This window comes from Arthrobacter sp. RT-1, from assembly GCF_003367205.1.
In the GTDB taxonomy this organism is placed as follows: Bacteria; Actinomycetota; Actinomycetes; order Actinomycetales; family Micrococcaceae; genus Arthrobacter.
In genome coordinates this window covers 262,549-282,801 of sequence record NZ_QRGQ01000006.1, presented here as the reverse complement: position 1 = coordinate 282,801, position 20,253 = coordinate 262,549, and the positions used below count along the sequence as shown (strand labels likewise).

15 protein-coding genes and 1 pseudogene are annotated in these 20,253 nt (G+C 60.5%); 6 read left to right on the top strand and 10 right to left on the bottom strand.

Annotation, left to right across the window (positions count from 1 at the left end; all coding sequences use genetic code 11):
- Nucleotides 1-98 precede the first annotated feature (98 nt).
- Both DXK94_RS21210 and DXK94_RS21205 read left to right on the top strand, forming a co-directional pair.
- The gene (locus tag DXK94_RS21210; protein ID WP_147294361.1) at nucleotides 99-2,144 is read left to right on the top strand and encodes a hypothetical protein; all 2,046 of its coding nucleotides are present in this window, start codon (nucleotides 99-101) and stop codon (nucleotides 2,142-2,144) included.
- A 742-nt stretch (nucleotides 2,145-2,886) separates the two neighbouring features.
- Nucleotides 2,887-3,681: an HNH endonuclease gene (locus tag DXK94_RS21205; protein ID WP_147294360.1), complete on the top strand. Its 795-nt coding sequence runs from the start codon at nucleotides 2,887-2,889 to the stop codon at nucleotides 3,679-3,681.
- Between the two features lie 499 nt (nucleotides 3,682-4,180).
- On the opposite strand, the gene DXK94_RS07570 is transcribed toward DXK94_RS21205, so the two are convergent.
- Nucleotides 4,181-4,840, bottom strand: coding sequence for a DUF4231 domain-containing protein (locus tag DXK94_RS07570; protein ID WP_220272958.1), 660 nt, complete (start codon nucleotides 4,838-4,840; stop codon nucleotides 4,181-4,183).
- A gap of 466 nt (nucleotides 4,841-5,306) precedes the next feature.
- Between DXK94_RS07570 and DXK94_RS07565 the strand changes: the two genes are divergently transcribed.
- Nucleotides 5,307-6,806, top strand: coding sequence for a DUF6119 family protein (locus DXK94_RS07565; protein ID WP_115524481.1), 1,500 nt, complete (start codon nucleotides 5,307-5,309; stop codon nucleotides 6,804-6,806).
- Nucleotides 6,807-7,177: 371 nt separating this feature from the next.
- On the opposite strand, the gene DXK94_RS07560 is transcribed toward DXK94_RS07565, so the two are convergent.
- The 4 genes and pseudogenes from DXK94_RS07560 to DXK94_RS07540 all read right to left on the bottom strand — a co-directional run bounded on the left by DXK94_RS07560 (nucleotide 7,178) and on the right by DXK94_RS07540 (nucleotide 10,507).
- Nucleotides 7,178-8,101, bottom strand: a complete 924-nt coding sequence (locus DXK94_RS07560; protein WP_115524480.1) for a hypothetical protein — start codon at nucleotides 8,099-8,101, stop codon at nucleotides 7,178-7,180.
- Nucleotides 8,098-8,397 (bottom strand): TauD/TfdA family dioxygenase, encoded by a 300-nt coding sequence (locus DXK94_RS21900; protein WP_395928550.1) that lies wholly within the window; start codon nucleotides 8,395-8,397, stop codon nucleotides 8,098-8,100. Before DXK94_RS21900 ends, DXK94_RS07560 begins: the two co-directional genes overlap by 4 nt.
- Before the next feature lie 941 nt (nucleotides 8,398-9,338).
- Nucleotides 9,339-9,521 (bottom strand): annotated as a pseudogene (locus DXK94_RS21615) (GNAT family N-acetyltransferase); the annotation flags it as partial.
- Between the two features lie 119 nt (nucleotides 9,522-9,640).
- Nucleotides 9,641-10,507: a ribokinase gene (locus DXK94_RS07540; protein WP_115524478.1), complete on the bottom strand. Its 867-nt coding sequence runs from the start codon at nucleotides 10,505-10,507 to the stop codon at nucleotides 9,641-9,643.
- Nucleotides 10,508-10,650: 143 nt separating this feature from the next.
- On the opposite strand from DXK94_RS07540, the gene DXK94_RS07535 reads away from it, so the two are divergent.
- Both DXK94_RS07535 and DXK94_RS07530 read left to right on the top strand, forming a co-directional pair.
- Nucleotides 10,651-12,090 (top strand): MFS transporter, encoded by a 1,440-nt coding sequence (locus DXK94_RS07535; protein WP_115524477.1) that lies wholly within the window; start codon nucleotides 10,651-10,653, stop codon nucleotides 12,088-12,090.
- A gap of 25 nt (nucleotides 12,091-12,115) precedes the next feature.
- Complete coding sequence (locus DXK94_RS07530) at nucleotides 12,116-13,141, top strand: nucleoside hydrolase (protein WP_115524476.1); 1,026 nt, start codon at nucleotides 12,116-12,118, stop codon at nucleotides 13,139-13,141.
- A gap of 85 nt (nucleotides 13,142-13,226) precedes the next feature.
- Here DXK94_RS07530 and DXK94_RS07525 read toward each other — a convergent pair whose 3' ends face one another.
- The 4 genes from DXK94_RS07525 to DXK94_RS07510 all read right to left on the bottom strand — a co-directional run bounded on the left by DXK94_RS07525 (nucleotide 13,227) and on the right by DXK94_RS07510 (nucleotide 17,965).
- Nucleotides 13,227-14,393 (bottom strand): MFS transporter, encoded by a 1,167-nt coding sequence (locus DXK94_RS07525; RefSeq protein ID WP_115524501.1) that lies wholly within the window; start codon nucleotides 14,391-14,393, stop codon nucleotides 13,227-13,229.
- A gap of 109 nt (nucleotides 14,394-14,502) precedes the next feature.
- On the bottom strand, nucleotides 14,503-16,200 hold the full coding sequence (locus DXK94_RS07520) for an amidohydrolase (RefSeq protein ID WP_115524475.1): 1,698 nt from the start codon (nucleotides 16,198-16,200) through the stop codon (nucleotides 14,503-14,505).
- 170 nt (nucleotides 16,201-16,370) lie between these two features.
- Entirely contained in the window at nucleotides 16,371-17,144 is a 774-nt protein-coding gene (locus DXK94_RS07515; protein ID WP_181884760.1) for an alpha/beta fold hydrolase, read from the bottom strand.
- A 95-nt stretch (nucleotides 17,145-17,239) separates the two neighbouring features.
- Nucleotides 17,240-17,965, bottom strand: a complete 726-nt coding sequence (locus DXK94_RS07510; protein WP_115524474.1) for a hemerythrin domain-containing protein — start codon at nucleotides 17,963-17,965, stop codon at nucleotides 17,240-17,242.
- Nucleotides 17,966-18,132: 167 nt separating this feature from the next.
- Here DXK94_RS07510 and DXK94_RS07505 point away from each other — a divergent pair, with 167 nt between their 5' ends.
- Complete coding sequence (locus DXK94_RS07505) at nucleotides 18,133-19,392, top strand: S8 family serine peptidase (protein WP_115524473.1); 1,260 nt, start codon at nucleotides 18,133-18,135, stop codon at nucleotides 19,390-19,392.
- A gap of 21 nt (nucleotides 19,393-19,413) precedes the next feature.
- Here DXK94_RS07505 and DXK94_RS07500 read toward each other — a convergent pair whose 3' ends face one another.
- Nucleotides 19,414-20,196 (bottom strand): GntR family transcriptional regulator, encoded by a 783-nt coding sequence (locus tag DXK94_RS07500; protein ID WP_115524472.1) that lies wholly within the window; start codon nucleotides 20,194-20,196, stop codon nucleotides 19,414-19,416.
- Nucleotides 20,197-20,253 lie beyond the last annotated feature (57 nt).

The window sequence follows — 20,253 nt, the reverse complement described above, 5'->3', positions numbered from 1 at the left end:
CTATGAGCTCGGGGGCATGATGGGTGGACTCGCCTCTGGTGGGCTGCCCTCGAATTCGTGTCAGAGTGGCATGAATCAAGCCCAGGGAGGCGATTTTTTTGTCTAAAGATTATGCTGCTGCCGTTTCACGTGCCTTGGAGGACCTGCATGATGATGCGGATGAAGCGACCTATGTGACCCCTTACGGGCCAATAGTTGAAAACTTGAGAACGCAAAACGCTAGGGCGAGAGGTGCGGCAGCGGAACTAATATCTGACGAGTTCGGCCTTCATAGATTCGACGCTATGACGATAGCGCGATCTGCCGCGGATCTGACACAACTTAAAGACGCCATTCGCAATCCCCGGCGGCGCCGGTATGGTAAATACATTATCGACTATATCGAATTTGACGTAGTTACTTGGCGTATTCTGCCTTCCATTGAAAACATTCGATTTGAGGGGCAGCGCGCTTGGTCTCCTGGGAAGGCGGCCAGATATGGTGCACTCTCAGCCGGCGAACCAGTACTGACTCTTGACTACGATGATGTCGAAGCTCTTACAGTCGAGTTGAAGAAGCAAACGCGTACGATTTGGGCCAAAAATGCTCATTCGAAGTCAATTCCTCTTCGTGGAATAGAGAACTCAGGCCTGCTTTCGGTTGCTCGGCTGTCCCTTGGGGACAATGAAAAAATTGGCATCCTCGACGCCACCGACGGGTTTAGCCGTACAGTTGGAGCCCACCGTGGTGCAGGTGTTGATGTAGACGACGTTCTCTTTGCGCTACAGGATGAGGCAACGGAAAATCGTCTACGGGTAGACCTCATTACGATGAGAGACAACTACGTGGGTGACCAAAAGTCGCCTGAAGGGGAGGTAGCTGCGGCTCGTCTCCGATCAAGCATCATGCCGCGGGCCCAGGTAATCGTAGGATACGGGAGCGTGGATCCCACCGAATTGGAGGAAGTACCACCCTTTGATTCTGTAAGGCGTTCAATTGTTGGGCACATCCATCTGGAGCCTCCACTCAAATTCGAGGACACGACGGAGTTTGCCCTCAAGTCAAGAATCGCACTTACCGAGGTCACTGCGAGGGGGATGCTTTCGTCAGTTCAGGGCTATTCATCCGAACGTCTACTGCGGATCTTGCTTGCAGAGTCGGAGCAAGGTTCCGAGTTTGCCGCAGACTTGGCAGCCGAACCGGATATTTTTCCCGACGAAGTGCTGGCCTTGGCTTATGAAAATCTAGATTCCTCAAACAATCCGCCGCGCAGCAGTGTCGTAATTTCGTCCATATACGGCCTGACAGGGAAAAAGCCCCAGCGCCTTGAACGAGCTGCATTGGCCGCTGACACTGCTCTGCGTGTAAATCGCATTGCGACAGGAAGGCCAGAAGACGCAGGTTTCAAAGGTCGACGCTCCACCTTGCAGCGCGTTCTCGCCGCTGCTCCGTTGAAGGGGGCCTGTCTCTCGCGCAAGCCTATAGTCGAGCTAGTCGAGGCTGCAGTTGAAAACCTCGCCCTTCAACGCAGGGATATGGCTCAAACCCGCAGAACCATCTCACCGGAGGCCGCAGAGCTTGGAGTCCTTGCCCTATATTGCCTCGTTGAGGGCTCCAGCCAGCCGCTACTAGTGCGTTCGGGTGAGCGAATCGAAGGTGTATACCGGGCGGAGCCACCGCAGATAATGGAGAAGCTGGTCAGCACCACTAATGGCGTGAAGCAGCTTGGCCAGATCATTCTAGATGTTCGCGCTGGTAGGGAACCGCGTCAGCTCGCTTTTGGCGAAGACCCGGTTGACCTGTATATGCCGGGAGCAACACCGCTAAACAGAGATCACCTCTACGCATACGTCGAACAAGCAAGTCGAAGCACGGCCGTTCAGGAGGATGATCCCGAGACTGCCCGTCAGGTCTATGAAAACAAGCTTCGCGACTGCGTCAAGGAAATGGAAGTTCTCGTCCAAGGTGTCAAGAAGGTCAAGGACGGAGGTGGGGATATTTTGGTCGAACGAGTAGGGCTTTCACTAAGCGAAGAACTCGTAATGCTGAGTCGCCTTACAAGCGAACTAACGTACTGGAACGGTATTGCTGAGCGACGGAACCCACCTACTTCTCGAGACGAGGAAGACGAGGATTTCGATGCTGATTGGGACGAGTCCGCGTAGTAGACCCACCATATTAAGTTGATGGGCTGTCGGGATGCATCAGGTTGTCTGCTCCGTCTCTGATGCATCCCGAGGTTCACAACATTCTCGTCACGCCAAGGCGTGGGGTATATCGGTTCAAACAGTGCCTGACTCGCGAAAGCCGAAAGCTTGTCTTGCGATCGACCACAGCCCGGGAAGGCACCCAGCGTCCCAAAGACTTCTGCACCTGCTCATGAGGCGCCGTCGTCCGTTACCAGAGTAACGGCAAGGCAAGAAGGCCCAGGCATGAAAAGGTCGCAGACGGAGCATGGAAGTATCTGCCAGCACATCCCAAGCGCGGCGCGCCATCTGCTCCCTAACCCGGGTTTGGGCGTGAACGGCTTCCGGGGACGTGTGCTGGGCGGAGAGGTCTTCAACACATCAGACAGCGTGGCAACAAAGGTGCGTCAGCGATGGGACTTGGATGATCGAGAGACCCCCGGATTGCCTGCTGCAGGGCCATCGAGCCCAACGTCGGCGGCTGCGCCGGCAAAGGAAAGAGCCCATTCCGGCTGATGAATCCGAGATCCGTATCTCCGTCATCACCACTAAAGGGTTGCCGAGCAGAGTGAGGAACATTCTCATTCCACTTGCATATCTTAAACATGAGGCCGGGTATTGATCGCTTGGTATCTAGGGTTCGCTTCAGTCATGCGGCCAACGCTTCCGGATGCTTCGTCACTTTCGCCGCTTATGAGGCATTTTCATTACAGTAGACTGCATGGGAGTTTACGATCTTGGCAACGTGGCATTTCGTCTTGCCCTGTTGCGGACGTGGGGACACCAATGCGTGCGATGCAAGGAGCCCATCACCTACATAGAACTGCACATTGATCACTTCATACCGAAGTCACTTGATAACGTAGGTCTGTTGAAAACGATCGAGTCCTTCGGATTGCGCCAAGATTACGATCTCGAAGAGACATACAATGTAGTTCCTAATTGCGGACCATGCAATATTTCCAAGGGAAATAGGCTTCCTCTGCTCAATCACCTAACACTTGAGACCATTGAAACTGCCAAGAACCTCGCTCCGGCGGTTGAGAAAAAAGCAGACAAGCTAAAGAAAATGCTTTCCGCGCCGGTGACGAACACCCTCGCTAGCATCGACGCCAATCGTGATAACCCTGAGGTCATCCAAGAGCTACTAGATTATCTGCTGAGCATCAAGGCGAGTCAGATCATCGAGCCGGAACTAACGATGGACTTCTTGCTCTCGGAGTTCGTGAGGCTCGGTTTAAACTCAGACGGATCGTCCCTGGTGTTCAGCGTTGGTGATTGCCCCAATACCAACTGCATTGCGGGAGAAGTTGACTGGCAAACGTGGGATGACGGTGAGTTTAGGAAACTGAAGGCAGGACTTTGCGGCTCCTGTGGCACGCGAGCCGTTTCCTGTCCGGAGTGTGGCGCGGAGACCGATTTCTTCGGCGACGAAGTGGATTGTGATGGCGGCTGCGGTAAGAGGTTCCGCATGGTAGAACACGGTGGAGCACTCCAAGGCTTTACAACCGTATGAGCTCCAATGTTAGGGGGGCGGGCCGGATCCCCCCCTCGGAATAATGCTGATGGTGTCGCTGTCAGCATCCGTAATTAACGGCGTCAAAGTGGAGGCTAAGTTCGAAAACTGGACGTAGATCGCTTCAATGCGCTCGGATCCCCTTCGGTAATGACGAGCAGAGATATGGGTGTGCCTTCCGGATCGAGCAGGTTCTCGACCAGATGTTCCCCGATCTTGCGGTTGCTTTAGACAGACGCCCAACGTCATATGTATGGAGGCTCCGCTGGAGCGGATAGTTCGTTCCAAGGTCTGCGTCAGGCTCGGAGGCCTCTGGACTCCTCTGACGGATGGCAGCGCCCGCCCAGAGCAGATGCGGAAGTTCCGGGACCCGGCATGACGGTTGAGTGACTGGCTTCTCCTCCGTCTTGATCACGACAGCACCGCCGTCAACGCGGACGCCGAAGGCGTGCTGCCGGTAGACCTTACCGGCGATCCATCGCGGCCCCAGATGCCCCGCCTATGCCAGAGGGGGTTGCAGACGATCTCGCTGCCCGCTTCCAGTCTCCTTAGGCGCGTAGCGCGGGTAGTCGGCGTTGGTGGACACTTGCTCCGCAAGCGTCATGCTGCTGAGGGTCGATGCGTTTTCGGCAGCTATAGCGCTTTCGGTTCGCTCTACGAGCGTTTCAAGGGCAGCAGCGTTGTCAAGATCCTTGTACACGCCCACAGCGTTGGCGAAATAAATAGCCTCATGGCCCAAGTACTGTTCGGTCGACCTGTAGTTCTTCCACTGCTCCCGGTAGTGGTAGACACTTTCCAACGAAACGAGCGCAACAACGCCAAGGCTAATTGTGGTTGTAATGGGGGCCATCCACTCCCATGGGACATTGATGAGCGCCGGAACGAGCGCTCCACCCACCACAGATCCAGTCCGCATGCGGAGATAGAGCTTCTTACACTTCACTGCTTTGCCGTCATACCAGGCTTGGTACTGCCTCAACCTATTGCTTATGTAGTCTTGCGATCCGGGGACGCGGTCCTCTCCCGCAAGTGCGGGACTGTCACCGGATTTTTGGTGGTTAGTGTCAGTGGTCATAAGGAAAGCCAGCCGCAAAAGTGTGGTGATGTCAATTTGCGGCATTACTGTTGCGGGAAGCAGCTTCATTGGCATGGGCTTCATACTCTTCGCCCTTGCCACTCTTGTATGCGCAATGCAGGTTACGGGTCTTCATGCCCACTGATCTGCCGCAAGTATCGAAAGGCTATTCTCCCTCCCAACTGACCTCAGCCGGCTCAACCGCTCCCCACGTCCCGGAAATTCTGTGCGTGCTGGGGGTCGGCGGCGTCGTCCCTCATGAGGGTCCAGGTCGGCACCCGGGGCCACACGTGGAGGGGCCGGAGGCCGCTTTGACGAGTCCCCAGCACATAGACTTCCCGTCCGCGCCGGGTATCCATGAGCTCCTTGAGCCGGGTTGGCCGTGGTCGGCTTAGATCGGCTTCCATCGGCCCATGCTCTGGTCAACGTCGTGGAATGAGATCCAGTCCACCGGCTAGTTTGTGAGCTTCGGAAACGCGCGCGCCAAAGCGGAATTGCGTCATGGGAGGGGCCGTGAGCCATATACTTTATCCAACAAAACGGGGGACATATGCGACTAAATATCTTCAGGATCGCGCCGAACGAGACTGCGGCGCTCATGACCCAGCTGAATGAGAAAGGGCTGACCCGCATCCAAGAGCTCGATCTGGATGGATGGAGCGGTGAATTCTTGTTTACCGACGCGCCCGCAACCAGCAAAATACCGTGGGTTGCTGCCTTTGCGGAATATTTTGGGGGTCAGGAATTCTATAATTTATCCTATTCCGCGGTCATTGTGATGCAGAAGGCGAACTCATGCTACGCCATTTGCTTTGGTAAATCACATTTTTACGTCCGCCCATATTGCGACTTCGACTTCGGTGTGGAGCTAGCCAAGCGTATTGCAAATGAGGATGATATCACCCAAACATCCGCCCGTCGCTTTCAGGGTAAACAGAAAAAAGATATTCGAAGCTTCGGTTCTCGCGCGCGCTTGAATGTCCCCCCAGGTGAGTCGGTTGACTTTCTTCAAGCCGCGATCATTCCAAGTAAAACCGAGGCGTTCGGGTCTAGCGGTAAGTTCGGGGTGTCAGCTCTCTTGAGCCCTTCAATCAAGCCAGATAAAATCGGTGCACTCTTGTCGCAGATCGACATCGAGCTCACCAAGAACGAGCGGTTTACTTTGCCTCGGACCATTCTGCTTTCAGAAAGCGCCGAAGTTGAACGATACGATGCGAAGTTGATGGATGAGTTGGCCGCGCCTATTGGTACATCTGAAATTTCGACCGCAACTTTTGATCTCTTTGGTGTGGATTTCGTGTTTAGTAGCCAGGGTTCGTTCACGCTCAAGTGCGGCAACTACAAAGCCCTAGAGCTCGAGCAGCTAACCATGAAGGATGTGAAACTTTATGTCGAGGATAGAAAGATTCCACGTGAAAAGCTCCTCAAGTTGAAGGTCACTCACCGCCGTGAGGGGGATGTGAAGTTTACTCAATCTATAAAGGAAGCCGTGGACTTTATCTGTGATGAGGACAGGGTAGTGCTCACTGGAGGAAAGTGGCTCAAGTTCAATCAGGATTATTTGGACTATTTGGATGAGTCGATTCGCCAAATTGAAGTCGAGGAGACTGAATCCGATCTGCAGGTGATCGAGATAGAAGAAGGTGAGTTCAATGCGGTGCTCGGTGGTCGGGGCTACGAGGTGGCGGATAAAGACTTTTCAATCTTCAGGACAAGTTCGTCTACAGCGGTAGAAGCTTGGGATCTCAAGAAGGGAAATACGGTTTACGCCGTTAAGTTTGGCACTCCTCAAAAGCTAAACTATGTCTGCGATCAGGCCATGAATGTACTTGATTTGATACACAATCGTGCAAATGTCAAGAAACTTCCTGCCTTCGATGCTTATTGTCTTTGGTTTGGGTATCGGGCGAAGAAGCCACTCATGAATCTTGCAGACTCAGGTTCGATTATATTGAAGCAGAAGATTGATGCTTGGGCGCGCCGATGTGAGGAGATAGGTATAGTTCCTAAACTCAAGATGAGTCTGAAGGCGCACCCACAGCATGACTGACAGAAGCTCAAAAAGACGGATATCCGGAGTAGGAGCAACCAAGGAACGGGCGGATCGATCATCTCCAGAAAAACCGGCCGCTAAAGCTCCCAACGGCAGAATATCTGTGACCATTCACGCTGTTTCCTGATCGCAACAATTCAAACATTCGACACCATCTCAAATGTGTTCAAGAAAGTCTTCCGCTCCGGCCTGCATATGATGAATCTATCGAGCACCTGAAGGAAAATCATTTCGATACTTATCTGGTATAAATGAGTTGAAGAACCCGGCCAACTGCCTCAAGAGCCGGATTTAGCTGCTCAGCCAGATATTTTCTCGGGGCTCAGGCTTGGTCGGCGTAGCTTGACATCGCCCCAGGTATGTCGGGGCTAATCGTTGCCGTACTGCCCTTCGTGCTCTGCGACCAATTCCGGGTCCATAGGCACAGTGAACTCATCGGGCAGCTCCGAAAGTTCGATCAGCTCATACGTGTCAAGAATTAGCTGGCAGCTTTCGCAGGAGAAGTACTCAGAATTGATATCCGCAACACCCCAAGAGTCCGACTCGGACATGTGCGGGTCATCGTAGCCTTCGAGCCGGGTTTCGCTGATGTAGTCGCCTTCCAGGGTTCCTTCGTTACCGCAGGCTGGACATGCTTCATTGACGGAGTAATCCATTTCAGCTATGAGAGCGGCGGCAGACCTCCATTGCTTTTGCTCACGAGGCGGAAGATTGCCCTGCTCCTTTTGCGCGAACCTCTGCTGCGCTCGACTAATTAGCGACTCCAGACGGTCTGCCATGTACGTCTTGTTGCGTGCTAAGTAACTGGCTGCTTGACCTTCCCTCGTGGCGCCAACCAGTTCTGCAATAGTTTTATCCTGTGCATCCACCAAAATTGACGCCACGCTCCAAAAGTCGGCCCACCAATTGTCGGCGGGTATAACCCCGAACCCAATACCGCCACCGTGAAGATATTCGTTACGGCTTAAAGCGATCTTTTTAGCCTTATCAGCATTGAATGGCGGAAAGGCGCGTTTGCACCTCACGAAAATTGTAGTGGCTCGCACAGAAGTGAACACAGGATCTGCGCCGCCAAGTCCTGCTGCCGCAAGAACATTTTTACCGTCCTCAGTTGGCTCTGCGATAAGCACAGGAGAAACTTTGCAAAGGGCAGCTTTTGCTAGCAACTCTAGTGCAAGAGAGGCCCAAAGTGCCTGCTCATCAAAGGATCTGCTCCCGTCGTCATCCATCGCTCGGTTTAGGAACAGCTTCGCCTTCAGCCACAAAGACTCATGATCGTAAGACAGACTCAAATGTCCCCCTCTACGTAAAAGGCTTTTCGGACGAGTGCACGGCCATCGTCGCCTTCTGCCACCTTCGCTCGACCATGAAGCACTCGCCTATTGTCGATTACGAGAATGGTATTTGGCTCTTCCCATCGAAAAGCAGTAGCGGCCGCCTGCATAGAATTCAGATACGCTGCCGCGGTCCTCGCTCTGGCATCCCCCGGTTCCATAATCACAGGATCGTATCTAAGCCTCTCGCCGTCCCAGACCGATGAGAGAAATGCCCACGGACCGCTGCCGACTACGAATACGCCATGACGCATGTCGGTGACTGGTGCCTGCCGGTTACTAAACGGCGCGAAGTGCCAGAGATTAGTGGGCGTTGCGTTGGGAGTCTCGGCGAACAGGACCACGGCATCGGGGGGCAAGGGTAGATGCGACCCATCTACGTGCAAGGGCTGTTCGTCCAAGCCATGAACCGCGCTGATTGATCTCGGATGCGCAGCCGCTCGACGTGTGGGCCGAAGAACAGACGTGGTGCCCTCTCCCGCGCGTGTCTCTACGCCCTTCCATCCGTGCTGCTCTGCGTAGTACTCAAAGAGATAGCTGGCACCAGTGGTGGACGCCCAGCCAGACTCCTTAGCTTTTTCCCAAAGCTTCGTTAGGTCCAAAGTTCCATACCTTGTTCGTGTGACCTCAGTTGTGAGGAGAGACAACAACGCTCAGCGTTCCGAGGCTATCGCATGAAGTGGTACCGACCAATCTAGGGCTGCAATGGACGCACATGATTGGCGTTTCAGTTGCCGGAAGCGCCTTATCGCACCGTCGGAGCCTTACTCGAGTAACGCGCAGACGTCAAGGATCGGGCCTGAGGCCGGAGAACAACCACACTTCCCCGCCGCCGAAAAATCCCGGAACTTGTGTGTGTTTGGCATTACCGGTCGTGAAGTAGATCCCTCCTCATGCTGATGCTCAAAACGAGGAACAATGAGCTGGTTCTTTCCTGTCGACCCACCCGGGGTGGTGAGGGACAGCTTCTCGAACCCGCGCGCAGTTCGTGGCCCAGGGCACCTACGGTCGAGTCGTCATCGAGCAGGATACGTTCATGGAGCGCGCGCACAGCTTGTATGAGTCGCTGGGGTTCCGGCGCGCGCCGGAGCGGGACTGGTACGTGCCGGGCGAGGACGTGCTGCTGTAGGGCACTGGTGATGCTGATCGCCCCGATGCCAGGCAGCTCGCGGGCATGCTCCACGATCTGGCGCACCACAGCTCGGCCGACTCCGCCGCCATGGCACGACGGGTCCACGGGCAGCATCCGGAACTCCAGCTCCCCGTCAGTGGCGATCTCGCTGTATGTCTCGCCGGCGAACGTCAGCGTCACCGCCGCCACCACCCGCCCCGCAGCCTCGGCCACCCACACTGCGCGTGCTCGCCCGGTGCTCCACATCCCCCAGCACGCTCATGTACGAATGGTCCGCAGTGAAGTGCCCTGCACGTAGGTAGGCGTCGCGGGTGATGCGGCGGACGTCCGGAAGTCCGCCGGCACCGCCCGCCTGAAGAGGAGAATCACCGGGCACTCTCGAAGGCAGCGGTCCGCTCCACGTAGTAACCCAGCTGTGCCAACTCCGGTTGTGAGGACGGATCGCCCACGGCATCCCCACCCACAGCGTTCGCGACAGCCAGTGCCCGCCCGTAGTCCAGCCCGTTCCGCAGCGCCAAAACCAGGGCGGCGCAGAAGGCGTCACCGGCGCCCACAGTGTTCGCCACCGCCACGGCAGCCGACGGCGCCTCAGCAACCTTCCGGCCGTGCTCGAACATGGCCGAGCCGTCACCGCCGTACGTCACCGCCACCAACTTCGCCTTTGCGAGGGCCGGGATCAGGGCGTACTCACTCTCGTTCACAATCACCAGGTCGCACCGCTCCAGCAGCTCAACCGGCATGTCCATGGCCGGCGCGGCATTCAGCACAAAGAAGCCCTGCGCCTTCCGGGCCGCCTCCAGCACCACGGGCAGGCCCACCTCCAGCTGGCACAGCACCGTCTCCTCCGGACCGAACTCCACCCCGTCCAGCGACAGGCGCGAGTTGGCGCCCGGGCACACCACGATCTGGTTCTCACCGTCGCGGTCAACCACGATCAGCGCCGTCCCGGTCGCCTCGGGCAGCACTGCCACGTCAGCGGTGTCCACGCCCGCAGCAGCCAGCGCATCCAGCATCTGCTGCCCGTGCGCGTCACTGCCCACGGCGCCGATCATCCGGGCGCTGCCGCCCAGCCGTGCAGCTGCCGCGGCCTGGTTGGCGCCCTTCCCGCCGGACTGCTCGGACAGCACCGCGCCGCCGATGGTTTCGCCCGCGGTGGGCAGCCGATCGGCGGTGGCGATCAGGTCCAGGTTGATGCTGCCGACAACGGTGACGGCAGGAACTCGAGTGCTCATGGGAAGTCCTAACGGGGGAGGGGCCTGAAAGCGGCCGGATTGAGAAATAGTGTAGACCACGGTTGTACTTGTGCGTCATACATGGTTGTATAACAACTCACATCCCAAGCGCAGGATCCGCCTGCCGAACAAAGGAGTTTGATGTGAACACCCCAACCCCGGCGGCCGCCGCGCCTTCCTTGGAAGCCGCCTCCGCCGTCGTACTTCCCGACGAAACCACGTTCGCCGGCCGCCGCGCCGCCCTGCTGATCTCCACCCTGCTGCTCGGCGTGCTGTCCTTCCAGCTGAACGCCAGCATGGTCACCCCTGCACTGCCGCAGATCGCCGCCGAGTTCGGCCAGGGTGCCGACAGCGCCGCCCCCGTCCAGTCCATGTTCTTCCTGGCCGGCGCCATCGCCGGGCCCGTGATTGGCCGGTGGAGCGACTTCATCGGCCGCCGCGCCGCCCTGCTCCTGGTCCTCGGGATCATGGGCGCCGGCACCATCCTCTGCATCGCCGCTCCCACCCTGCCGTTGCTGGTCACGGGCCGGTTCCTGCAGGGCGTCTCCAGCGCCGTCTTCGCCCTGGCCTACATCGTGCTCAGCGAAAACCTGCACGCCAAGGTCTTCGGCACATCCGTGGGCATCATCGCCGCCATCAACGGGGGAGTGGGCGGGGTGGACGGCTACGTGGGCGGGCTCATGGCCGAGACCCTCGGCTTCCGGTCCATCTTCGTGGTCGTCCTGGTCCTCACCGCCATCGCCGCCGCCTGCATCATCAAAATCGTCCCGGCCGGACGGCCCCAGGGCGTGCGCGGCGCCATGGACTGGTGGGGCGCCGGCTCCCTCTCGCTGTTCCTGGTGTTCACCACCTACTTCGTCTCCGGCGGCTCGGCCGCAGGCTGGACCGCACCCGGCACGCTGGCCCTGCTGGCCGGCACCATCGCGTCCTTCGCCGCCTTCTGGATCATCGAGAAACGCCGCAGCCACCCGCTGATCGCCGTCCACCACCTGCGCTCCCGCCAGGTCTGGCCCGTCATCGCCACCACCGTCCTCACCCTGGCCGGCATCTTCGCCATCATCAACTTCACCGTGGTGCTGCTCAGCCAGGACCCCGACGGCGGCTTCGGCCTCACCGCCTCCATCTCCGCGCTGCTGTTCCTCACCCCCGCCGCTTTGATTGGCGTGTTCGCCGCGCCGCTGGCCGGCTGGCTGGCCGACCGACGCGGCTGGATCAAGACCCTCCGGTTCGGCACAGGGCTCAGCCTGGCCTGCGCCATCGCCGCAGCCACCTTCTCCGACAACCAGGCGGCGGTGCTGATCGCCGTCGCGGCCCTGGGCATTTTCTACAACGGCTTCTTCCTCACCGCCATCAATGGGCTCTCGGTGCTCCTCTCACCCAAGGAAGCCCCGGCCGCCCTGCCCGGCATCAACGGTGCCTCCTTCGGCATCGGGGCGAGCCTCGGCGTCGTCCTCGTGGCGCCGTTCGCCGCCCAGGCCACGGCCGCCGGGTACGCCACCGCCCTCTGGATCTCGGTGGCCATCACGGCCGCCGCGTTCATAGTCAGCCTCTTCGTCGCCGCCCCCAAGGGCGAGACCGTCTAACCCCTTTTACCGTAGGAGAACCACCATGACCACGCCCTCCCCGTTCTACCTCGACTGCGACACCGGCATCGACGACGCCCTCGCCCTGGCCTACCTGCTGGCCTCTCCTTTTGCTGATGTGGTCGGCGTTGGGACGGTGAGTGGGAACGTGAGCGCCGCTGCCGGCGCCCGCAACACCCTGGACCTGCTGGCGCTTGCCGGCTCTACTGATGTGCCCGTTGCCCTTGGTGCGCACGACCCCCTCTTTGGCTCGTTTGGGGGCGGGGCGCCTTGGGTGCACGGGGAGAACGGAATCGGCGGGGTGCAGCTTACGACGGCGGCTGCTTCCGTTGCGTCCGAGTCTGCGGCTGAGATGCTGGTCCGGCTGGCCCGTAGGTACCCGGGCACGTTGAAGGTGCTCGCCATCGGTCCGCTGACGAACATCGCCGAGGCCCTCCGGCTGGAGCCTTCCCTGCCGTCTTTGGTTCATTCGGTGACTGTGATGGGCGGGGCGGCGCTGGCTCCGGGCAACATCACCCCGGTGGCCGAGGCCAACATCTTCAACGACCCCGAGGCCGCCGCACTTGTGCTAGCCGCCGACTGGGACGTGACCCTGGTGCCGCTGGACGTGACCATGAACTCTGTCCTGGAGGAGACGCACCGGCAGCAGCTGCTGGCGTCTTCTTCACTCGTGGCGCAGGTGCTGGGGGAGATGCTGGGCTACTACTTCCGGTTCTACGAGGACATTTACGGCCGGCCCTGCTCCGCCATGCACGATCCGCTCGCGGCGGCGCTCGCTGTTGGCGCTGTTACGGCTGCTGTTGCCCCGGTGGTGCGTGCCGCCGTCGACACCTCCGACGGGCCGGGCCGCGGCCAGACCATCTGCGACCTCCGGGGGCTGTATGCGGGCTACCCTTCCGTGAAGGGCGCGCGGTGCCGCGTGGTGCTCTCGCTCGAGGAGGACTTCGCGCCGCACCTGGTGGAGACGCTGCTTACCCCGGTGGTTGAGCCTGTCGAAACCGAGCCCGTCGACACCACGGCGGCCGTCGCCTCAGCCGCGGCCGTCGCCTGACGCAGGGCAGCCGGCCTCAGCCGACAGGAACGCCCGGCGGGACTTTCCCGCCGGGCGTTCCTGCATCCCTCGTGTGCAAGTGCCGTCAGCGGCGCTGGGCGACCAGCACGAAGGCGCAGGATGCCAGCACGCCGGTGAGGGCGAAGATGAGCATTCCGGTGAACGATCCTCCGCCTGACTGGATCAGTGCCCCGCTGACGATCGGGCCGATGGAGAAGCCGGTGCCGATCATCAGGTTGGTGGTGTTCATCAGGTGTCCGCCGCTGGAGAGGGAGGACAGCGTGGACAGCAGGTAAGGCAGGATGAAGGTCCAGGCGAACTTGAAGATTACGGCGGCAATGGCGAACCGGATCAGGGCCGGTGCCCCGAAGAGCAGCACGATGCTGACCGCCATGCCCGCGTAGCCGGCCACCAGGTAGAGCCTCCGGCGGGGTGTCTCACCCAGGGCAGTTGCAACGAGGGCCGAGAGGATCCCGGCAACAGTTGCTACGGAAAGGACAAGGCTGGTGGCGGAAAGGTCGATCCCGGAGCCGGCCGGAATTTGGGCGATGAAGGACCAGACTCCACTGAGCGCGACGTAAAAGAGCAGTACAGCGGCCAGGCCTGCGGCTGCTTTGAGGACCGGAACACGTTCACGTGCCCCTGCCCCGGCGGAAACAGGGGCCGCAGTGCGCAGGGCTTCCCCGTCGATGCGGTTGACCACAAGGAGGCACAGCACCGCGAGGCCGGCAAGGGTCCAGTAGATCGCTGCAACACCCGCTGACGCGAACAGTGCGGGGAAGACCGCCAGGATCAGGGCACCCATGGCCAACTGGAATACGACGAATATTCCGAACGCGCGGCTGGGGTTGGAGGTCTTGCCGCTCAGCGTCAGGATGATGACGGTGATGGAACCGGCTGCCAGGCTGGTCATCACCCGCGCGATCATCAGGAGGCCGAAGTCGTCCAGGAATCCCGAGACAACGTTGCCGGCAATGACCACGGCTGTGAAGAGGTAGCTCGCAGTTCTCAGGTTCATGCGGCGGAGCCATAGGTAGGCCGGGACCGTTGCCAGACTGAAGGCTCCCAGTTCCAACGAAAAGAGCGTTCCCACCTGGACCGGGGTCAGGGCGAACTGCTCGATGAGTTTGCCCGCGATGACAGGGGCGATCAGCAGGACGGTATAGAGGACGGCACTGAAGACAGTGATGTACGTGTAGGTGCCCTTGTCCGAGGCGATGCTTGCCGGGGCGGCTTGTGCTGTGGATGTCATGGTCATGTCTTTCGGGCAGGGCGACGCGGCGGAAGGCCGCCGTCGGCGGAAAATAAAGGTGATGACTGCGTGCGGGCCTGATAGGTCTCCCGGGGTGAATCGGCGCCTGTCAGGCTTGCAGCGCTTCGCTTCCCCTCGGACCGCTGGCCGCTCGTGCTGAGGCCTCGGTGTCGAAGACCTTGCGTCCCGCGAACCAGGTCTGATGGGTTGTGATCTGCGGGAGCTTCTCTATATCGATCTCATGCGGATTGTCGCTCAGGACGATGAAATCTGCGGATTTTCCCGGTGCCAGGGAGCCGGTGACGTCGTCCAGGCCCATGGCCTTGGAAGAGTTGGTGGTGTAGATGCTGATGGCTTCTGCCAGGGTGATGGCCTGTTCGGGCCAGAGGGTGCCGGGGAATTGTCCCGTTGGGTCCCTTCGGGTGACGAGGCCGTAGATTCCTTCCCAGGCGTTGGGTGAAACGCTGACCGGCCAGTCCGAGCCGCCTGCGATGCGGGCGCCCGCGTCCAGCAGGGAGCGGTTGGGCTGCATTTTTGATGCCCTTTCCGCTGGGAGGACTGTGGCGATTGCGTCCGGGATGACGCCGGGGAACCACAGCGAGGGTGAGATGTCGGCGGTGACGTCCAGTTCGGCGAACCGGGGGATGTCCTGTTCATGGACGAACTGGCCGTGGGCGATGTGGTACTTCGGCTGGTGGTATCCGGCTGCACGGACCTTGGCGACGGTGTCGAGGACGAGCCGGACCGAAGCGTCACCGGTGCAGTGGATTTTCGCGGAGATTCCACGTTCAGCGGTGCTCATGAGCCAGTGCTCAAGTTCCGCAGCAGGCATGGTGGTGCCCCCGCAGTGGCACTCCGGGAAGCCGACGCCGGACAGGTACGGTTCGATGAACGCGGCCGTCCCGGCCGGCGGCACCCCGTCGAGGAAGATCTTGATGAAGTCCGGCCGATGGTGCTCGGACCGTGTCTCGTCGCGGTGGGCGATGATGCCCTCACCAAGGGGAGTGGTGCCGAAGATGAAGTCATTCGCCTGCATGGAGGTAACCACCCACGCGAGCAGTCCGCCGGAGTCGTCGAGCGACTTTAGTGCCTGCAGCAGCTGGAGGGAGGCTGCGGCGTCCTGGAATCCCGTGATGCCGTAGGAGTGGAGAATTTCGATTCCCCGCGCTGCGGCCCGGGCCAGGTCCTGGGTGGAAAGGGGCTGAAGCCGCGCCAGGGTCTGCTCCACCAGGACGCCTCCGGCCTCGATAAGGACACCGGTGGCGCGCCCCGAGGAGTCCCGCATGACCTGGCCGCCCTCAGGATCGGGCGTGCCGTCGTCGATGCCGGCCAGGTCCAGCGCCCGGGAGTTCGCCCACCTGTTGTGTTTGCTGTCGTCCTTGAGGAGGGCGGGCCGTCCGCCGGTTGCGGCATCAAACCGGGCCAGGGCATTCGAGGAATTCAGTTCGGAGAGCAGCCCCGAACCCCAGCTGCCCCCGACAATCCACTGGTCCGGGCCAAGCCGTTCTGCATACTCACTGACGGCGCTGAGGAGCTCATCCAGCGACTTGGTGGGGGCTTCGTTCAGCTCGAACAGGTCCATCTGCCCGGCGAGCATGTGGTGGTTGTGGACATCCAGCAGTCCAGGCATGACATAGGCGCCGTCGAGGTCGATGACGGTAGTTCCCGGACCGGCTGCAGCCTCGGCATGCAGACCGAATGAATGCACCTTCCCGGCTTTGACGGCGAGCGACGTGACGCGCGGATGTTCTTGGTGGAGGGTGTCGATGACACCGTTGATCAGAAGCAAGTCAACTTGGTTGTTCATATCCTCGGCCCCTAAAGGTGTGGTGGATCACAACACTAGGGTGCGGGCCATTTGATGTATTGATTTTCCGTGCACTGCTCTTGGAAATCCCGGCAGGCAGAGGGACGCCGGCGTGGGTGCAAGGACTCCGCCTCCTCTCCGACGTTCGCCCTGCCGAAGCCGGCCCGCCTTCAGGCCGCGGCAGGTTCTTCTGCCCGCGTCCAATGCCGCCGGAGCTCCTCGGCCAGGCGCTCAGGTTCCACCCGGTGCGGCGTATCAAGGTGGTGGCGCCGCGGGAACACCTCCAGGTGGAAATCGGGAAAGAAGACCCTGGCCAGCCGGGCCGCAATATCTCCGTAGGCATCCGGGTGGCTCAGGCCGCCCAGGGCGAAGAACACCGGCTGGGTGAAGGCGGCCAGCCGCGACCTGTCCAGGTCATAGGTCCGGAATGCCTCCAAGAACGCGCGGATCCCCGCCGGCCGTTTGGCCATCCACGAGGGCTGGGGTCCCGGCGGTTGAGGAGGAAGGACGACGCCGGGCCTCACCTGCAGCTGCATGAAGGCCGGCATGAGCTGCTCGGCAGGAAGCGCACGCAGCTGCTCATATTCTTGTTGGTGTTGCCGGTATCCCGGGCTCCCGTCACAGGTGCCGGCCCACGCAGGCTCCAGCAAAGCCAGGCTCTGCAGCCGCTCCGGATGTTTGGCGGTGAAGGCGAGTGCAGCGGCGCCGCCACCGGAATAGCCAACCAGGTGGAACGTGTCCCAGTGGCGGGAGTCGGCCTCGCGCAGGAGACCGTCCACTTCGGTGTCCAGGTTCCAGCCTGGAGGTGGATTGCCCTCGGCGTACAGCTCCAAGTCCTTGGCGACGGCGTCCACGCCGGACCCTAAAACCTCCAGCAGCCTGCCGTATGCGGCATCAGCAGGTAGGACAGCGCCCGGCAGCAGGATGACTCGAAATGGCGCCATAGAAGATACATTTCCTTGTTGTAGCCCAGCGCGTAGTGAGTGAATACTAGCGATCGGGTATGGCTCCGTCTACCAGTTATGCGTTGCTGTGCGAACTACAGCGTCTCGGGAATCGGGCGTCCCGGGAAGAGTGTCGCGTACTGTTTCCGGTACATCCTGCGCCCGATGAGCCGGTAGGCGAGCCGGACCGGCGCGGGGATCTCCTTGAACAGTTCCTTCCGGTCCGCCGGCGGGTTCGTGGCCAGCACCATTCCCAGGTACCCCACCAAGAATTTGTTGCTGACCTGGCTGCTCCCGTGCTCCGCGGCTGCCTTCAGTTCCTCTTGGGTCATCACCCGGTCGACGGCGGGCATCACCTCGGTGACCTCACGCCGCAGATGTTCGTTGAGCACGGAGGACAGGTCCTCGTAGCGCTCGGCAAGTTCATTGCCGCTTTCCGCGTCCGCCGTTTCCATCCACCGCAGGCGGATGGGCTCGATGTCCTCCAGCCGCTGGGTGACCTGGCGGTGCTGCTCAAGCATCTGCCCCACATGCAAGGCGCACGCCGGTGCCCTTTCCTTCAGCTGCGGGTACATGAGCTCGTCCTCGCCCTCATGATGAATGTGGAGCAGCTTGTCGAAGTTCCCCAGCACTTCGCCCACGTAGGCGGCGCGGGAAGTATCGCCAGGGGCGGCGGAACGAACCAGGCCAGGCGCCTCGTCGTAGGCCCACAGGAAGACGCGGTGAATGCGCCGCATGGACGCCGAGCCAGTGCACAGGACCGGCCCCGGTGGCACGGGCGCGGCGGTCTCGCCGGGCTGCATGGTGAAGAAGTCGGTCATGGGTAGCCCCTTACGGTCGTCATCCGAGACCGGGACCTCTCCCCGCCAGCATCGTAACGACTGCCCGTGTGCCGCGCAATGCGGTGCCCCTCCCTCCGGTGGGATTAGGTAGGGGAGTTTGCCGGTTTCCCCTACCCAGCAGTCACAGGTTGGAGCAATATGACCCCATGAAAAAGATCGTTATGGCTGGCTTCGCAGCGGCAATGTTGGCGTTCGGGGCAATCAACTCAGCAGTTGTTGGCAACGCGGCGCCTGATCCGTCGCACGTTGCAGGGCAAATCATGGTGAAGTTCCGGGACAACGGCGCGGCGGCCGGCGTGCTACGACAGCATGGGCTCAGCGATGGCCCCGGCATCGGGGACACCGGGGCGCGCCTTATCAAAGTGCCTGAAGGTAAGGAACTTCAGCTCGTCCAGGCACTGAGCCGGAACCCCGCAGTCGAGTATGCCGAGCCGGACCTGGTGGTTACTCCCGCCACAAACGACACCTATTTTCCTCGTCAGTACGCGCTGCAGAACACCGGGCAGCCTATTGATAACACCTTGGATAAGCGCGTCATGGCTGCAGGTACAGTAGACGCGGATGTGGATGCGGTCGAAGCATGGAGCGTCACGACCGGTAGCGGCGTCAAAGTCGCTGTGCTCGACTCAGGTGTGGCAACGGACAACCCCGACATCAACCCGCAAGTTGTCGACCGGGCAAATTTCAGCAGTTCTGCCACACGGGGGAAGGACCAGGTCGCCGAGGACTATTACGGCCACGGCACCCATGTGGCAGGTATTGTTGCCGCTATCGCTGACAACGGTAGAGGTGTTGCCGGTGTATGCCGGGGATGCACGATCCTGGCTGGCAAGGTGCTCAGCGATAGCGGGATGGGATCCACGTCGGCCCTTGCAAACGGAATCAACTGGGCGGTCAGCAGGGGCGCGAAGGTGATCAACATAAGTCTTGTAGTAGGAGCATCAGTAACCCTTGAAAGCGCTGTAAACAATGCTTGGAACGCTGGTGTGGTGCTTGTTGCAGCTGCCGGAAACGGCGGTAACGAAAACATCTTCTATCCCGCTGCATATCCCAACGTCATCGCGGTCGGTGCTACGGACAACAAGGACCTTAAAGCATCGTTTTCAACCTTCGGACCCAGCTGGGTGGATGTGGCAGCACCTGGTGTCAACGTTTACTCGACCTTTCCAAACCACAGGTTCGCCCTAGCAAGCACTTACAGCCGCTCCCAGGGGTACGACGTCGGCAACGGCACGTCAATGTCCGCGCCAATAGTCGCCGCCACCGCCGCACTCGTCTGGACAACACCCGCCGGCACCTCAAGCGCATCCGTCCGTACCAAACTGGAATCAACCGGTGAGAAGGTGACCGAAATGCAGGAGTTTTGGGCTCACGGCCGGGTGAACGCCTACAACGCCGTTAAGTAGCTTGAAGGTCGCACGCAGGCCTCAGGACTGGAGCGACTGCATCACCGAGAGGTGCCCGGCCCTGGCGGCGATGAGGCACTTGGCCAGGTAGAAGGGCTGGTTGCCGTACCTGACGTACTGGGTGAGAACCAGCACGGGGTCGGACGGGCGCAGGTCCAGCAGCTTCGCACGGCTGGGGCCCACCTGGCTGAGGCTGATCTGGCACTCGCCCGGCCCCGGCAGCCGGCCCAGCTGGTTGTTGAGCACGGCAAGCAAGGTGGCGCCGCCGTCGTCCTCTATGTCCAAGGGCGCGGCGGCGTCCTTGCCGAGGCCGACGGGCTGGGCGGAGATGTTTTCCTGCAGGTGGGCGATGGCCTCGCCGTCGCGGATCAGGACGGATTCCCAGAGCCAGCAGTCGGTGCCCGGCTCGACGCCGACGCCGGGGGCGGCGAACTCAGAGGCTGGCTGGCGCACCACCTGGATGCGCTTGACCTCAAGCTGCTGGCCGGGACTGCCGAGGACTTCCTCGAAGGGGCGGATGCGTTCGATGCCGATGCGGGGGAGCGTGTCCGAGACGAAACGTCCGACGCCGCGCCGCGCCCTGATGAGGCCGTCCTCCTCGAGCAGCATGAGGGCTTCGCGGACCACGGTGCGGCTGACTTTCATGTCCGCGCCGAGTTCGGTTTCGGTGGGGATCATGGAGCCGGGCGTGAGGAGGCCGTTGCGGATGGCCTCGGCGATCCGGGAGTACACCGCGACGCGGAGGGGTGAGCCGGGCTGGGCGGCCACCGGCTGGGACAGGAACCGGGCGGCGTCCTGGTGCACGTTATGCCTCGCTTTACTGGGGGAGTTCCAGCTTAACAAGTGCTACTCGTTTGTTGG

Excerpts from the sequence above, each read along its gene's own strand:
- DXK94_RS21205 (WP_147294360.1), top strand. The coding sequence starts at position 2,887 with ATGGGAGTTTACGATCTTGGCAACGTGGCATTTCGTCTTGCCCTGTTG.
- DXK94_RS07570 (WP_220272958.1), bottom strand. The coding sequence starts at position 4,840 with ATGAAGCCCATGCCAATGAAGCTGCTTCCCGCAACAGTAATGCCGCAA.
- DXK94_RS07565 (WP_115524481.1), top strand. The coding sequence starts at position 5,307 with ATGCGACTAAATATCTTCAGGATCGCGCCGAACGAGACTGCGGCGCTC.
- DXK94_RS21900 (WP_395928550.1), bottom strand. The coding sequence starts at position 8,397 with ATGCGTCATGGCGTATTCGTAGTCGGCAGCGGTCCGTGGGCATTTCTC.
- DXK94_RS07540 (WP_115524478.1), bottom strand. The coding sequence starts at position 10,507 with ATGAGCACTCGAGTTCCTGCCGTCACCGTTGTCGGCAGCATCAACCTG.
- DXK94_RS07530 (WP_115524476.1), top strand. The coding sequence starts at position 12,116 with ATGACCACGCCCTCCCCGTTCTACCTCGACTGCGACACCGGCATCGAC.
- DXK94_RS07525 (WP_115524501.1), bottom strand. The coding sequence starts at position 14,393 with ATGACATCCACAGCACAAGCCGCCCCGGCAAGCATCGCCTCGGACAAG.
- DXK94_RS07520 (WP_115524475.1), bottom strand. The coding sequence starts at position 16,200 with ATGAACAACCAAGTTGACTTGCTTCTGATCAACGGTGTCATCGACACC.
- DXK94_RS07515 (WP_181884760.1), bottom strand. The coding sequence starts at position 17,144 with ATGGCGCCATTTCGAGTCATCCTGCTGCCGGGCGCTGTCCTACCTGCT.
- DXK94_RS07510 (WP_115524474.1), bottom strand. The coding sequence starts at position 17,965 with ATGACCGACTTCTTCACCATGCAGCCCGGCGAGACCGCCGCGCCCGTG.
- DXK94_RS07505 (WP_115524473.1), top strand. The coding sequence starts at position 18,133 with ATGAAAAAGATCGTTATGGCTGGCTTCGCAGCGGCAATGTTGGCGTTC.